This is a genomic window from Duganella sp. CF458 (genome assembly GCF_900113115.1).
GTDB lineage: Bacteria > Pseudomonadota > Gammaproteobacteria > Burkholderiales > Burkholderiaceae_D > Rugamonas.
Map to the genome: position 1 here is coordinate 122,448 of NZ_FOOF01000001.1, position 16,021 is coordinate 138,468.

Here is a 16,021-nt window from a genome sequence, read left to right on the forward strand (position 1 = left end):
TATACCGGTCTTTATAATATATTTCCACTCTGGGCGCAGCTAAGATCCGGTCCATCAACCAGCCATTGAAAGGACCACTACCATGTATATCACCACCGGCGACAATGTCCGCATCGCCTACCGCTTCGACGGCGCTGAGCACCTGCCCGTCCTGATCCTGTCGAACTCCATCGGCACCAGCTACCACATGTGGGACGGTGAGGTGGAGGCACTGTCGCGGCATTTCCGCGTACTGCGCTTCGATACGCGGGGCCACGGCGCATCGGACGTGCCGGCCGGCGACTACTCCCTCGACCGCATGGGCCGCGACGTACTGGAGATGATGGATGCTCTCGGCATCCGGCGCGCGCACTTCCTCGGCCTCTCGCTGGGTGGCTTCATCGGCCAATGGCTGGCCATCCATGCGCCCGAACGCCTGGAGCGCCTGGTCTTGTCCAACACCGCCGCCAACCTGGGGCCGGAAGGTTTTGACGAGCAGATCGCGGCCGTGCGTGCGGCAAGCGACATGCGCGACACAGCCGAAGGCTTCCTTTCCCGCTGGTTCCCGCCGCATATGCTTGCTGCGCAGCACCCACCGGTCGGCAAGTTCCGCGACATGCTGCTGGCAACGGAGCGCCAGGGCCTGGCCGCCAGCCTGGCTGCGGTGCGCGACGCGGATCTGCGCCGCACCATCAGGCTGATCGCAGCGCCGACCCTGGTGATTGCCGGACGCGACGACACCGTGACTTCAGCCCGGCACGGCGCCGACATCGCGGCCGCCATCCCCGGCGCATGCCTGCACACCCTGCCGACAGTTCACCTGTCAAACATTGAGTTGCCGGAACAGTTCACCGCAGCCGTGCTGGACTTCCTGCGCTCACCTTTCCCTTCCTAAGCGGCGGGCAGCGATGGATCGTTCAGCGGAACGCTGCGCAGCCGCTTGCACAGGCCGAGCATTGCCAGGCCCAGCACGCCTGCGGTGGCGCCCAGCACAAAGATGCCCGCCGTGGCCGACAGCAGCTTGCCCAGCAGGCCGATGCCGATCGTGGCCAGCGAGTCCCCTGCCGCATCCTGTGCCGCCCACAGGCCGTTCACGCGTCCCAGGTAATGGTCCGGCGTATGGCCCTGCACCAGGCCATACTGCAGCAGCGATGCAATGGATACGCAGTAGCCGAAGCAGGCCAGCAACGCCAGCACCAGCGGGAAGGCCGGCTGGGTGCCCAGCAGCATCAGGCAGGCGAATGCGGCCAGGCTGGCGGCAAGCATGGCCTGGCCCGGACGCTGCAGCCGCTCGATCCAGCCGCTGATGATGGCGCCCAGCGTCGCGCCCAGGGACACCGCGGAATACATCAGGCCCAGCTCCAGCGCACCGGGCGCCATGGCCGGAAACAGCACGCGCACCGCCGTGGTCAGCGTCACCAGCGTGCCGACCAGCACCGTCGCCGCCAGCACCGGACTGGTGGACAGGAAGCGCACGCCATCCGCCAATGCGCGCAAGGGATGCTCGTCGCTTGCGTGCTGCGGCAGCATGGTGGGGAGGCGCAGCAAAGGCAGCAGGGTCAGGCCGGTGCCGATGGCGGCGATGGCGTAGACCCAGCCCACGTCGGTGGCGGCGATCAGCATGCCGCCGATGGCAGGCGAGATCACCGTTGCCAGGCGCATCGAGACCATGCTCACCGCGCGCGCCTGCATCAGGTTTTCGCGCCCCACAATGGCCGGCATGCAGGCCAGCAGCGCCGTCACGCCCAGTGCGCCGAAAAAGCCGTCCCAGGCCGACAGGAGGCAGACTGCCCACAAGGATGGCACGGGCAGCCAGGCGTTGGCGGCCAGGCCGACGAAGCCCAGGCCGCAAATGGCACGCGCCAGCAGGATCAACTTGCGGCGGTCGTAGCGGTCGGCCAGCACGCCGCCCAGCAGCAGCCCGGCGAACATGCCGCCGCCTTCCAGGGCCAGCGCCAGCCCCACCTGCAGGCTGTCGCCGGTCAGGGCGTAGACCTGCATCGGCACCGCCACCGACAGCATGCCCAGTCCCAGCAGCGAAATGGTGCGTGCGATGAACACGCTGCGGAAGTCGCGGTTGCGGCGCAGCAGGCCGAGGTCGACAAACAATTTCATACTCTATTTCCTCATTCAGGTTCAGGCGCTGCGTCGTTGGCGCAGTTGCAGGCGTTGTGCGGCGCCGCCGATTGCACGGTCCAGCAGCGGACCAAGCACTTCCAGCGATTGCGGCGACAGGATGGTCTCGTGCGAGCAGTGCGCCAGATGGTGCACTTCCAGGTCCGGCACATGCCTGCGCCAGGCCTCGAGCGGGCGGATGTAGCCGGGCAGCGACTGGCCGGCGATGAACAGCGTGACCGGACCGTCGTAGTCCGGCGTGCGCGTTTGCGCCAGCAGGCGCACCGCGTCGCGGTAGTTGGCGAATACCTGCTCCAGCATCGCCTCCTTCTCCTGGCGCAGCACCTCGTCGGTTTCGCCTTCGTAGGCATCTCCCAACAGGCGCTCCTGCTCGCGTTCCGCCCCCAACGCCGCTTCCGCGCCTTGCGGGTCGGTCCAGTCGTGCACCTCGGCCGGGTAGGTATCCAGCAGGCCGAGGAAGCTGACTTCCTCGCCTTGCGCGCGCAAGCGCTCGGCCACGCCATACGCGACGGTGCCGCCCAGCGAGTAGCCCAGCAGGTAGTACGGCCCTGTTGCCTGTACTCCGCGCACGATCTCCACCTGGCGCTCCAGCAATTCCTCCATGTTTGCGCTGGACGCCACCAGGCCGAGCGGACGCGGCGACTGCAGGCCGACGATGGCCCTGCCTCCACCAATGTAGCGCGACAACACGCTGTACTGCCAGGCGAAGCCCGAGCCGGGATAGAAGCAGATCAGCGGCGGGCCTTCGCCCTGGCGCAGCTGGATCACTTGATCGAAGCCGTCGTTGCCGAAATCGTTGACCATGCCCTGGCTGTTCAACAGGGCGGCCAGCCGCGCCACGGTCGACGCGGTCATCACCTGGCCGACCGTGATACGGCGTTGCAAGGTGCGCCGCACTTCGGCCGCCAGCTTCATGGCCAGCAGCGAGTGGCCGCCGATGGCAAAGAAATCGTCGTCGGCGCCGACTGCCTCCAGCCCCAGCACACGCCCGAACACGTCAGCCAGGCGCTGTTCCAGGCCGCGCGCGGGAGCCCGGCCAGCCTCCTTGCTGCCACGTGCCGGCAGCGGCAGCGCCTTGCGATCGAGCTTGCCGTTGGCGCTGAGCGGCAGCCGCTCCAGCTCCAGCACGGCCACCGGCACCATATGGGCCGGCAAGCGTGCCGCCAATGCGCTGCGCAACTGCGCACTATCCGGGCGCGTATCGGGCGCGGCCACCACATAGGCCAGCAGCTGGCGCGCATCCGCGCCGCCGCTATCCCCGCCCAGCACCGCGGCGTGCACCACCGCTTCGGCGACACCGGGCTGTTCGCGCAAGACCGCCTCGATTTCACCCAGCTCGATGCGCTGCCCACGGATCTTGACCTGGTCGTCCGCGCGGCCCAGGTATTCCACCACGCCGCCTTCCAGCCAGCGCACCATGTCGCCGGTGCGATACAGCCGTGCCCCCGCCACGAACGGGTCGGCCACGAAGCGCGCGGCGGTCAGGCCCGGCTTGCCGACATAGCCGTCAGCCAACTGGACGCCGCCCAGGTACAACTCGCCGACCGCACCCGGCGGCACCTGGCGCAGCCAGCGGTCGAGCACGCGCAACTGGGTGTTCCACACCGGGCGGCCAATCGGCACCCCGGCACCGCCCTGCCCCATGTCGCCGAAAGCCGGCATGAAGCTGACGTCCACCGCCGCTTCGGTCGGCCCGTACAGGTTGTGCAGGGCCGCCGGGCTCAATTGCGCAAACTCCCGCGCCAGCGACTTGCCCAGCGCTTCACCGCTGCAGAACACCAGCCGCAGGCTGGCGCAACGCCGCTCGCCCTGCTCGGCCAGGTAGCCTGAGAACACCGACAACATCGACGGCACGAAGTGCAGGCAGGTCACGCCATGCCGCTCGATCGCCTGCAACAGGGCCGCCGGGTCGCGGTGTGCATCCGGCTCGGCCATCACCAGGCAAGCGCCCTGCATCAGGGGCCAGAAGAATTCCCAGACCGAGACATCGAAACCGCAGGGGGTCTTCTGCAGTACCACGTCGCCTTCGCGCAACTGGTACTGGTACTGCATCCAGGCGATGCGGTTGTAGATCGCCTGGTGCGGCACCATGGCGCCCTTGGGCCGCCCGGTGGTGCCGGACGTGTAGATGACGTAAGCCGGGTGTGCCGGGCTGCAGGCGACGTCCAGTTGCGGCGCGAACAGCTCCATGCCAGCCAGCTCGTCGAAGCAAAGCTGTGGCGTGCCGGCCGCCGCGAAGCGCGCCTGGTGCGCGCTGTCCGTCACCAGCAGGCGCGGTGCGGCGTCGGCCAGCATATACGCCAGGCGCTCGGCCGGATAGCCCAACTCCAGCGGCAGGTAGGCGGCACCGGCTTCGATCACGGCCATGATCGCAATACTCAGGCGCACCGAACGCGGCACGGCCACCGCGACGATATCGCCCGGCTGCACGCCTTGTTCGATAAGGCGCGCCGCAAGCAGGCACACCTGGCGCCGTGTTTCAGCGTAATCCAGCTGCACCCGCGCGTCTGCCAGGGCGGGACGGTTCGGCGTTCGCCGCGCCTGTGCGGCCAGCACACCGCGCAGGGTCTGCATCGACAGCGCCACGGCGGTATCGTTGGCCGCCGCCAGCGACTGCGCCTCACCCGGCGTCAGCACAGGGTAGCGCGACAATGGCAGTTGCGGCTGCTCCAGCGCCGTGCGCAGCACCATCGCCACACGCTGTGCCAGCGCGGCGGCATCAGCCACCGCGCCGCGGTTTTCCACCAGCAGCGTCAAGCGTTCGCCCGGCAACACCAGCAGGGCCAGCGGATAGTGGCTGTAGCCCCTGTTCACCACCTCGCCAATGCGCAGCGGACGGCCGTCGCGGCCCGGCAGCTCCTGCGCTAGATAGGCATTGTCGGGATAATTCTCCACCACCAGCAGCGTGTCAAACAGCGCAGCCACGCCAGCTTCGCGCTGGATGGCCGCCAGGCCAAGACCGTCGTGTTCCATCAGCGCGATATGGCGCTGCTGCAGCGCGGGCAACTGTTCCCACAGCCCTTGCGCCGCATCGAGGCGGGTACGCACCGGGATCGTATTCAGGAACAGGCCGACCTGCTGTTCAATGCCGTCGAATTCACTGTGGCGGCCCGAAACCGGGCTGCCGAACAGCACGTCGGCGCGCCCCGACATGACCGACAGTACCTGGCCCCAGACGGCCTGCATCAGTACATTCAGCGTGATGCCGCGCGCGCGCAGCTCTTCCTGCAGGCGCGCAGTCAGCGATGCGGGCAGTTGCAGCGAATATTCCTGCATCGCGGCACTGGCCGCAGCGGCGTCGAACAGCAGCAACGGTTCCGCGCCCGCCAGGTCGTCCCGCCACGCAGCCTGGGACGGCGCCGTATCGCGCTGCGCCAGCCGCTGCACGAGCTGGCCGTAGCCGGCGCGCAGCGGGGTGAAAGCCGCGCCGGGTTCGGCGTAAGCCGACAACAAATCGCGCAGCAGCAGCGGCGTGGACCAGCCGTCGATCACCAGGTGATGCACCACCAGCAGCAGCGCATGGCGACGCTCGGCCAACTTGACCAGAGCCGCCTGCAGCATGCCGCCGAAGCGTACGGTAGAGCCGTCCTGCGCCAGCAGTTCCTCCTGCAGCGCCGCCAGCCGTGCTTCCGCCTCCCCCTGATGCAGGTGGCTGAAGTTGCGCTGCTGCCACGGCCAGGATGGGATGGTATCTGGCGCCGGCATCAGGAACAGCGGCTGCTGCGCAGCGTCAAGGTCGAACATGCCGCCCAGTTGTGGATATCGGCGCAGTACCGCACAGAGTGCGCCGTGCAGGCGGGCCGCGTCGACATCGCCGTCAAGATGCAGCAGGGTGAAGGCGTTGTAGCTGCCCTGCCCTTGCGCTGTCTGCGCATGGAACAGCATGCCCTCCTGCAGCGGCAGGGCCGGCAGTATTTCGCCGTATGGCCCATGCCGGCGCATCAGCAGCGCGCGCTGCTGCGCGCTCACCGCATGCGCTGCCGGCGCGGTCTCTGCCGGCGTAGCATGCTGCGCGGCGAAAGGCGCCAGCTGCGCCGCCATGGCGCGCGGGGTGCGCTGCGCGAAGACCGTCGCGGGACGCAACATGTAGGCGAGATGCCGCATGGCGGTGCACAACATGATGGCGGCAATGCTGTCGCCGCCAAGGGCGAAGAAGTCGTCATCGACCGAGGCCTCGGCCAACTGCAGCACGTCTGCCATCGCGCGTGCTACAAGAAGGGGCAATGGCCCGGCGTCGGCTTCCTGGGCGGCCACCGCGCCTGCCGGATTGGCGTGAGGAAGCGGCAACTGCTTGCGGTCCACCTTGCCGCTGACGTTGCGCGGGAAGCGCTCCAGCACCACCAGCGCGGCCGGCACCATATAGTCCGGCAGCGCATGCCGCAGCGCCGCCAGCAGTTCGCCGCCGCGCGCAGCGCGCTGCGCGTCATCCAGTCCCGGCACCACGCAATAGCCGACCAGGCGATGCGTGTTGTTGACTGCCTGCGCCAGCACCACCACGCTTTCCACGCCCGGCAGCAACGACAGGGCATTTTCCACCTCGCCCAGTTCGACGCGATAGCCGCGCACCTTGACCTGGTCGTCGCCGCGGCCAAGGAATTCCAGCTGTCCGGCGGCGTTCCAGCGTACCAGGTCGCCGGTACGGTACATCCGGCTGCCTGCCGGCCCGAATGGACAGGCGACGAAGCGCGAAGCGCTCAAGCCGCCCCGTGCCAGGTAGCCTTGCGCCAGGCCGGCGCCGCTGACATACAACTCGCCCGCCACGCCAAGCGGCACCGGCTGCAGCCGCGCATCGAGCACGTGCGCCACCGTATTGCCGATCGGGCGGCCGACCACCGGCTGCATGCAGTCAACCAGTGCGGCGCGCAGCGTATCGACCGTGTATTCGGTGGGCCCGTACAGGTTGTGTGCCTGCAGCCCGGGGAAGGAGCGCAGCTGCTGCCACAGCGCAGTCGGCGCCGCCTCGCCGCCGATCAGGATCAGCGTCGGCTGATGGTTATCCGGCACCATCAGGCCATTGCTGAGCATCTGGGCCAGGAAGGAAGGCGGCAAGTCCATCGCATCGATGCCGATGCGCTGTACCTCCTGCACCAGGCCGTATGCATCGCGCCGCATCTCTTCGTCGAATACGTGCAGCTCCTGGCCGCGCAGCATCCAGAACAGCTGCAGCCAGGACGAGTCGAAGGAGAATGAATGGGTGTGGGCAGCGCGCAGCGCGCGGCCGGGATAACGTTGCGCCACCGCAGCCAGCGCCGGGCCGTAGATCGTGTCCTCATGCGCCAGGAACAGGTTGAGCAGCGCGCCGTGCGTGTTCATCACGCCTTTCGGCCGGCCGGTGCTGCCGGAAGTGAAGATGATATAGGCCACCGCATCGGCAGGCAGCGCACCACCACGTTCCTCTTCGTTCAGCGGCGACGCCGGCTGCCGGGCCAGGGCCGCCAGGATTGGCTCGCTGTCCAGGTCAAGGCGCGCGATGCCGGGCGGCGGGGCAAATGCTGCCGCACCGGTGGACAACAGCAGCACGGGCGCGGCATCCTCGCACATCATGGCGACGCGGTCTGGCGGGTAATCCAGGTCGAGCGGCAGGAACACTGCACCGCACTCCAGGACCGCCAGCATCGCCACCACCGACTCCACTGAACGCGGGACGGCGACGGCTACCACGCGCCCGGGGCCGGCCCCGTGTTCGCGCAGCAGGCGCGCCAGCCGGGCGACCCGGGCGGACAGCTCGCCGAAGTGCAGCGTCGCACCGCCGCATACCAGCGCGACGGCATCCGGCCCTGCTTCCGCCTGGCGCGCCAGCATGGCCGACAGGCGGTCTACTGCAGGAGCAGCCACCGCCGGCCCTTGCGACCATCGCGCAATGTCGTTCCGTTCCTCGGCCGTTGCCGGCAGCAGCGCTTGCAGTTCGCGTTGCGGCGCCGCGAGCCATTGCTCCAGCATGCATTCCAGCCGGGCCACGTGCCGCTCCAGCTCCGTTGCGTCATAACGCGCGGCATCGGCGCGCAGTTCGATCGAGATGCGCTCCCCCACCTGCAAGTTGAATTCAAGGTCGTCCACCGGGCCTGTCGCCAGGTGATGCGTGGTGCCCTGCAGCCCGGCCAGCTCCAGCCGGTAATCGAACATCTTGAAGTTGACCAGCGCACCATACAGCTTGCGGCCGCTGCCCACCAGGCCCGCGTCGCGTTGAATCTGCTCGGCTTCATAGCGCTGGTGCGGCCGTACGGCCTGCGCCGAGGCGCGGAACGCGCGCGACACCGCGAACCAGTCCATTGCCCCTTCCATGTCGACTGCCAAGGGCAGCACGTTGACCATCGGGGCCAGCGCGTTGATGGCGCGCGATCCCATGCGGCGCATGAAGGGCATGCCGATAGCCTGGCGCTTCTGGCCCGTCACCCGGTACAGGTAGGCTGCCAACAGGCCATGCAGCAGGTCCGGCACCGCCAGGCCGGCGTCCAGCGCATGCCGCTGCAACGTCACCGCCGCCTCGTCCGGCAGCTCCCATGCCAGGCTGTGCACCTGGCCGGAAGGCGGCGCGTTGCGCAGGGACAGGCTGGCGGCCGGCGGCAACGTTTCGCAAAAGCCGGCCCAGAAGGCGCGGTCGCGTTCCCGCGTGTCGCTGCCCTGGTATGCCTCATATTCCTCGACCGCTACTGAAACCGGTACGAAGGGCGACGGCCCGGCATCGGCGCCGGTCGCCAGCGCGGTGTAATGGGCCGCGATGCGGCGCGTCAAGGCCAGGAAACTGAAGCCGTCCAGCATAATGTGATGGAAGCGCTGGTACCAGAGCCAGTGGTCGGCGCCGATCTGGAACAGGACCTGGCGATGGCAATGCTGCCCGCTGGACAGATCGAAGGGCTCCGCCATGTCGGCGCGCATCCAGGCGTCGGCTTGCTGCCTGGCGTCTGCGTGGCGGCGCAAATCGAATTCCAGCGGCGCCCCGACGGTGTCCATGGCGCCGGCCTCCCGCAGTTGCTGCCTGGCGCCATCCTCTGCCTGCACATAGCGCGCAGTCACGGTATCGGCTTCCGCCAGCCCGTGCTGGATCGCGCGCGACAGCAGCTCCGCCTGCAAGGCGCCGCGCATTTCGATGCAATGGGCAATGACATAGCCTTGCTTGTTTTCGGCCACCTGGTCGGCCAGCCAGATACCGAGCTGGCTGCCGTTCAGCGGCAAATAATGTGGATCCATGGCGACTCCTCAGGCGTGCGCCGCAAAGGGATTGATGGCATGCCAGTGGCGCTCGATGTAGTCCACGCATTCGCTGCGTGGCGCAGGGCCATGCTGCACCCGCCAGCCCGCCGGCTGCGGCGCAAATTCCGGCCACAGGCTGTACTGGCCCGAGCCGTTGCGCAGCACGGTGAACTGGTAGCTTTCATCGTCAAAAGGATTGGTGTTGTTCTCGTTACTCATGGTTGTTGGATCCAGTCAAAGTCTTTCATCAGTTCACACAGGCCTTCCAGCAGGCCGTCGCGCCAGCACAGCCAGTCGTGGCCGCCGCGCACTTCGCGCAACTCGGCCCGGTGGCCTGCAGCGCACAAGGCCCGGTGGAAGGAACGGTTCGGGTCAAGCATGCTGTCTTCGTAGCAGCCGATTTCCAGCAGGAAGCGCAGCGGCATGCCGGCCCCCAGGCCGCGCCCCACTTCGCCCGCCAGCCAGCCGCCGCTGGCCGTATCGCTTGCGTCGGGCCACCAGTAAGAGCCGGATTGGCTCAGCACATTGCCGAAGCGCCCGGGCCAATGCAGCGCCGCGTAGGCCGCGGCCAGGCCGCCGAAGCTTTGGCCCGCGACCACGGTGCGGCCGGCTTGGGCGGTGAAAGGCTCCAGCCCGTGTGCTGCCGGCAGCAACTCCTGCTGCAGGGCGTTCCAGAACGCCGCGTTGCACGGCAACTCCTGCGCGCGCCGCTCCGGCGACACGGCGTCGACCAGCAGGTAGACTGCCGGCGGCAACTTGCCCTGCGCGGTCAAGCTATCGAGGGCGCCAAACAGGTTTTCCTGGTGCGCCCAATAGTGGCCGTCGAGCAGCACGGCCAGCGCAGGATCGCCGGCCGCCGCGTGCGGCGCGGTGCGGTAGATCCAGGTATCGCGGGCGCCCCCAAGGGCGGCGCTGTGCCAGCGATAGCATTGCAGCCGGCCTTGCGGCTGGCCGGCCCCGGTCCATGCCGGGTGCACGGGAGCCTCCGGCAGCAGCAGCGCCGACAGCGGCTGGCCCCAACTGCCGCCATGCGCAGGCCACCTGTTCAGCGGGTCGGCCTGGGCATTCGTTTCCAGCAGGCCGACCCACCAGCGCCGCAGCGCGGCGCCGCCGCCCTGTTCCGGCGCCGGACGGTCCGCCGCCACCGGCATCAGGAAGTAGCTGCCGCGCCAATCGGACGGTAGCCGGGTGCTCCAGCTCCAGACGTCGGTGCCGGCATGGTGGCGCAGCGCGGCCGGGCCCGTGCTGGGATGGGGCGTGTGCGAGTACACATCGATGTATACGGCGCTTGCCTGGACTGCGGGCGGCTGGCGCCACAGGAAAGTCAGGTCGTGCATGCCATCCGCATCGTTGGCGGCGCGCAGCAGCGGCGTGCCGTGTGCCGCTGCTGCGCTCCACCATGCGGCGCTGCCAAGGTCGCCGCGGTCCATCATGCCTGGCGCTCCTGCGCCCCGGCCAGCGCCGGCGCTTCGGCGGCAGGCGCCGCCCATACGCTATCCGCAGGACCGCTGCGGGCGCGCCGTGCAGCCAGGCGGGCCGCCCACGCCAGGACGAGGGCCAGCACGAAGGCCGTCAGGTCCACCGCTACCGCGCCCACGCTGCCGTGGGCCCACATGCCGAGCGAAGGCAGGAGACGCGCAATCAGCGAAGTCACGGGGATGGCGAAACCGGCCGCTGCACACAGCGCCAGCAGTTGCGGCGCCGCGCGCGCCGCGCCGCGCCAGAAGGCCCAGGCCACGCAGGACAGGAATACCACGTAATAAGCTGTCATCAACGCCGCATTCAGGTTGCCGGCCGACGCGTGCAGCCATTTGGCCGCCAGCAGCGCTCCCGCCACCCCGGCCACGCTGCCCAGGCAGATGCCCACGGTCGCTGCCGCCAGCAAGGCGGTGCGGCGCGGCTGCACCGGCGGCGCCTGGTCGCGCAGCTGGTTCTTGCGGCGCTTTTCGACCCACAGCAGGTTTCCGGAGTAGAACAGGAAGGCACCCGACAGGCCGAATGCAAAGTACACCCAGCGCATCCAGTTGCCGCCATAGCTGCCGAAGTGCAGCGCGAAGAACGATGCAGCGATGCTGCTCCAGGCATCGCTTTTTGGAGGCAGCATGCTGGTGTTCAGCACCTGCGCGCTGTAGGGGTCCATCAGCAGGTAGCCCGACACGGCGCCGCGCACCACGTAGTCATCGTTCGCCACACCCACCCGCACCAGCGGGCGCGGGCTCTCCAGGTCCATGAACAGCATCTCCGTCACCTCGAAGCCCGGTGCTTCCTGCTGCGCGCGGCGTACCAGCTTGCTGGCCGGCGCCAGCTTCGACACGTCGCCCGGTCCCGGCGTACCGGCCGGCCGCGACCACATCTTCCGCTCGCCATACACCACCTGCTGCAGGCTGTCGTAGAACTGGTCGTGGAAGGCAAATACGATCACCGTCAGGCTGATCACGATATGGAAAGGCAGGCTGGCGATGCCGATCACATTGTGGGCGTCAAGCCAGAAGCGCTTGCGGTTCTTGCCTTTGCGCAGGGCGAAGAAGTCCTTCACCAGCGTTGGCAGCAAGAGCACCACGCCCGAAACCAGCGCCAGGAAGTACAGCACGCCCGCCACGCCCATCAGGTAGACGCCCAGGTATTCGTCGCCCAGCGTGCCGGGAACGCCGCCCGTGCGGTGCAACATGTCCACCAGTTCCCCGAACAGGGATGGCCGCACTTCCTGCGCGGCCAGCTTGCCTTGCGCGTCCAGCGTGCCCTGCCAGCGCATGGCGTTCAGGTCGATGTCGCGCCCCGCATGGGCGGCACTCCAGGTGACCGGTGCCGGGTTGTTTTCATGCCGCACCAGGTGCAGGGTGAATTCCTCGCGGGCGGCGGGATGGGCGGCAAGCACCTCGCGCACCACGGTATCGATTTGTTGCGGCGCCAATGCGGCAACCGGCGCCGACGGTGCGCTGACCCAGCGCTCCAGCGGGTGCTTGAACATGGTCAGCGCGCCGCCGAAGAAGCCGATGAACAGCAGGATGCCGGCGCAGATGCCGGTCCAGGTGTGCAGGGATTGGTAGATGCGAAGAATATCGCTGCGAACTTTCATGGCTTACCCCAGGCTGGAACGGACATAGAACAACAGGCTGTACGCCAGGACATTGGCGCCGCCCAGCCACAACCCGGCGCGCAGGCCGGTGCGGAACAGGTAGACAAGCGCGAACACGGTCATCCACAGCGGCGCGATGCTCCACATGACGACCTGGGCCTTCTCGCCGGCGCCGATGCCGCCGGGACCGGCCCAGGCGAACAAGCCGGCCAGGGCCAGCGCCAGGGCGCCGCCCAGCACGGCGCCGGCAAAAGTCTTGCTCCACCAGTCGGGGCGGATTGCGTCAGGTTTGGCACTCATGGTTTTGCTTTCAACAGGGAGGCGAACGGCAGCAGGCTGAAGGCCAGCATGCTGACGACGGTCCACGCAAACACCGCAGCCAGCGGCGACAGCGTGAGACAGGCGGCGGCCAGTGCCAGCAGCAGTGCCAGCGCACCGGCAGCGGCGCCGAGCGGGCCGATGGGTTGCGCCAGCCAGCCCTGGTGGCGGTGGCTCAGGTACAGCAGGCAGCAGCCCGCGATATCAAGCAGTAGGAACAGGATCATTTGCAGATGCCCGGCGTTGGCCGAGTTTCAGGATGGAGAGATAGAACAGCGGTACCAGGAACACCCCCAGCGCCGTCGACAGCAGGACGCCGCCCAGCACGCTGGCCCCGATGGCCTGCTGCGCGGCTGCGCCCGGACCGCTGGCCAGCACCAGCGGCACGATGCCGGCGCCGAAGGCCAGTGAGGTCATCAGGATCGGCCGCAGGCGCTGGCTGGCCGCTGCCGTAACGGCGTTCCAGGGTGCCTGCCCCGCGCGCACCGCGGCCTCGGCGAATTCCACGATCAGGATCGCGTTCTTGGCCGACAGGCCGACCGTGGCCAGCACGCCCACCTGGAAGAAGATGTCGCGCTCGAGGCCAAGCAGGCCGGCGCCGGCGACCGCGCCCAGTACGCCGGGCGGAATGGCCAGCAGCACGCAGAACGGAATCGACCAGCTGCCGTACAGGCCGGCCAGGCACAGGAACACGAACAGTACCGACACCGCGTACAGCAGCGGCGCCTGCCCGCGCGAGAGCTGGTCCTGGTAGGACAGGCCGCTCCAGGCCAGGCGGCTGGACGGCTGCGCGGCCACCAGCGCTTCCAGGCGCGCCATCAGTTCGCCCGAACTGGCGCCGGGCGTGCCGGCACCGCTGATATGCACGGCAGGCAGGCCGTTGAAGCGGCGCAGCTGGGTGGGGCCGCTGTCCCAGCGCGTGGCGGCGAAGGCCGACAGCGGCGTCATGGCATTGCCGCTGCCGCGCACCGACCAGTGCTGCAGGTCGTCCGGCGCGGCGCGCCACTGCGCGTCGGCCTGCACCAGCACCTTGCGCACGCGTCCTTCATGCAGGTAGTCGTTGACGTAGGTGCCGCCCCAGGCGGCGCTGAGCGTGCTGTTGACATCGTCCAGGTCAAGGCCCAGCGTGAGCGCCTTGGCCTGGTCGATGTCGATGCGCAGCTGGGCCTTGCTCTCGCTGCCGTCGGCTTCCGCGTACATCACGCCGGGCAACTCGCCGGCGCCGGCGGCCAGCGCGGCGGCGCGCGCGGCCAGCACTTCCGCCGTCGCGCCGGAGGTATCCTGCAGCCAGAATTCGAAGCCGCTGGCCTCGCCCAGTCCATCGATCGGCGGCGGCACCATGGCAAACACGCGCGCATCGCGCAGCTTGCCCAGCGCCGCGGTGGCGCGCGCGGCGATCGCTTGCGCCGAGTTTTCGGCGCCCTTGCGCTGCGACCAGTCCTTCAGGTTGACGAAGGCCATGCCGGCGTTCTGGCCGGCGCCGCCCATGCCCATGCCGGCGATGGTGTACACCATGGCGACGTTGGCTTTCTCCTTGTCCCGGAAATGGCGCTCCACTTCGCGCGCCAATTCGGCGGTGCGCGGATAGGTGGCGCCGGCAGGCAGGGCAAAGCGCACCATCACGGTGCCCTGGTCGTCGACCGGTATGAACGAAGCAGGCAGGCGCTGGTAGCCCCAGGCGGTAGCGCCCAGCAGCACCGCATACACCAGCGCCAGACGCCAGGGCCGGCCCGGCAGCTTTTGCAGCAGGCTGTCATAGCGCCGCTGCAGCGCCGCCATGGCGCGGGCGAAGCGTCCGTCCGCGGCATGCGCTGCGGCGGGACGCAGCAAGGCTGCGCACAGCACCGGCGTCAGGCTGATCGCCACCAGCACGGACAGCGCCATGGCAGTGACCAGCGTGATCGAGAACTGACGGTAGATCACCCCTACCGAACCGGGGAAGAAGGCCATCGGCAGGAATACGGCGCCCAGCACGATGGCGATGCCCGCCAGCGCGCCGGTGATGCCGCGCATCGACTGCAGCGTGGCCTCGCGCGCACCAATGCGCTGCTCCGACATGATGCGCTCGACGTTTTCCACCACCACGATCGAGTCGTCCACCAGCAAGCCGATCGCCAGCACCATGGCAAACAGGGTCAGGGTATTGATCGAGAAGCCGGCCAGGGCCAGCACGCCGCAGGTTCCCAACAGGACCACCGGCACGGTAATCACCGGCACCAGCGTGGCGCGCCAGCCCTGCAGGAAGACGAACATCACCAGCACCACCAGCAGCACCGCTTCGGCCAACGTCACGGCCACCTGGCGGATCGACAGCTTGACGAAGCGGGTGGCGTCCTCCGGGTAGGCGACTTCCACGCCGGGCGGGAACGATGGCTGGAGGGCAGCGATCCGCTCGCGTACGCCCGCAGCCGTGGCCAGGCCATTGGCACCGGGCGCCAGCATGACGGCAAAGCCGGAGGCCGGCTGGCCGTCCAGGCGCGAAGCGGCGCCGTAGGATTCGCTGCCGATTTCCACGCGCGCCACGTCGGACAGGCGCACCACGGCGCCGTCCTGCCGGGTTTTCAGCACCAGTTCGCGGAACTGCTGCGGCGTTTTCAGGCGCGACAAAGCGGTCACCGACACGTTCAGCGCCTGCCCCGCCGGCGCCGGACGGGCGCCCAGTTCGCCGACCGGCACTTCGGTATTCTGGCTTTCGATGGCGCGGATCACGTCGGCCGGCATCAGCCCGAAGCTGTGCAGCTTGTGCGGGTGCAGCCAGACCCGCATGGCATACGGTGCACCGAAGTTGCGCACCTCGCCGACGCCCGGCACGCGGCTGACCGCATCGATCACCTGGCTGCTCATCCAGTCGGACAGGGCGGCCTCGCCCAGCGTGCCGCGGCGGTCACTGAACACCACCACCATCAGGAAGCTGTTCTGCATGGCCGTCACGCTCAGGCCGTTCTGCTGGACGGCGCGCGGCAGGCGGTAGGCCAGCTGGTTGACCTTGTTCTGCACCTCGAGCTGGGCCAGTGCGGGATCGGCCCCCTGCGCGAAGGTGAGCATGATCTCCGCTTCGCCGGAGGAGCTGCTGCTGGCGTCGAAATAGGTCAGGTGCTTCAGGTTCTTGAGCTCCTGCTCCAGCACCTGTACCACGCTATGCTCGACCACCTGCGCCGCTGCCCCCGGGTAACTGGCCGCCACCCGCACCGTCGGCGGTGCGATATTCGGGTACTGCGCTACCGGCAGCAGCACCAGCGCCAGCAGCCCACCCAGCATGACCACCGCTGCCAGCACCCAGGCCAGGACCGGCCTGGCAATGAAGAAACGCGCCACCATCGC

General features: G+C 68.6%; 9 protein-coding genes. 1 reads left to right on the forward strand and 8 read right to left on the reverse strand.

The window, feature by feature from the left end; genetic code table 11:
- Positions 1-82 precede the first annotated feature (82 nt).
- Positions 83-874 carry a 3-oxoadipate enol-lactonase gene (gene pcaD, locus BM269_RS00555; RefSeq protein WP_090434438.1) on the forward strand — a complete coding sequence of 264 codons (792 nt, stop codon included), beginning with the start codon at positions 83-85 and terminating at the stop codon, positions 872-874.
- Here the strand turns inward: pcaD and entS are convergent.
- The 8 genes from entS to BM269_RS00595 are packed head-to-tail and all read right to left on the reverse strand — an operon-like array spanning position 871 to position 16,018.
- Positions 871-2,094, reverse strand: a complete 1,224-nt coding sequence (gene entS, locus BM269_RS00560; RefSeq protein WP_090434439.1) for an enterobactin transporter EntS — start codon at positions 2,092-2,094, stop codon at positions 871-873. The genes pcaD and entS overlap by 4 nt on opposite strands.
- 21 nt (positions 2,095-2,115) lie before the next feature.
- Positions 2,116-9,303 carry an amino acid adenylation domain-containing protein gene (locus tag BM269_RS00565; protein WP_090434442.1) on the reverse strand — a complete coding sequence of 2,396 codons (7,188 nt, stop codon included), beginning with the start codon at positions 9,301-9,303 and terminating at the stop codon, positions 2,116-2,118.
- A gap of 9 nt (positions 9,304-9,312) precedes the next feature.
- Positions 9,313-9,525 carry an MbtH family protein gene (locus tag BM269_RS00570; RefSeq protein ID WP_090434445.1) on the reverse strand — a complete coding sequence of 71 codons (213 nt, stop codon included), beginning with the start codon at positions 9,523-9,525 and terminating at the stop codon, positions 9,313-9,315.
- Positions 9,522-10,739 (reverse strand): enterochelin esterase, encoded by a 1,218-nt coding sequence (fes, locus tag BM269_RS00575; RefSeq protein ID WP_090434448.1) that lies wholly within the window; start codon positions 10,737-10,739, stop codon positions 9,522-9,524. The genes BM269_RS00570 and fes overlap by 4 nt, the downstream gene beginning before the upstream one ends.
- Positions 10,736-12,382, reverse strand: coding sequence for a PepSY-associated TM helix domain-containing protein (locus tag BM269_RS00580; RefSeq protein ID WP_090434451.1), 1,647 nt, complete (start codon positions 12,380-12,382; stop codon positions 10,736-10,738). The genes fes and BM269_RS00580 overlap by 4 nt, the downstream gene beginning before the upstream one ends.
- A 3-nt stretch (positions 12,383-12,385) precedes the next feature.
- A complete protein-coding gene (locus BM269_RS00585; RefSeq protein WP_090434454.1) occupies positions 12,386-12,682 on the reverse strand; it encodes a hypothetical protein in 297 nt (98 codons plus the stop codon).
- The gene (locus BM269_RS00590; protein ID WP_090434457.1) at positions 12,679-12,927 is read right to left on the reverse strand and encodes a hypothetical protein; all 249 of its coding nucleotides are present in this window, start codon (positions 12,925-12,927) and stop codon (positions 12,679-12,681) included. The genes BM269_RS00585 and BM269_RS00590 overlap by 4 nt, the downstream gene beginning before the upstream one ends.
- Positions 12,905-16,018, reverse strand: coding sequence for a multidrug efflux RND transporter permease subunit (locus BM269_RS00595; protein ID WP_090434460.1), 3,114 nt, complete (start codon positions 16,016-16,018; stop codon positions 12,905-12,907). Before BM269_RS00595 ends, BM269_RS00590 begins: the two co-directional genes overlap by 23 nt.
- Positions 16,019-16,021 lie beyond the last annotated feature (3 nt).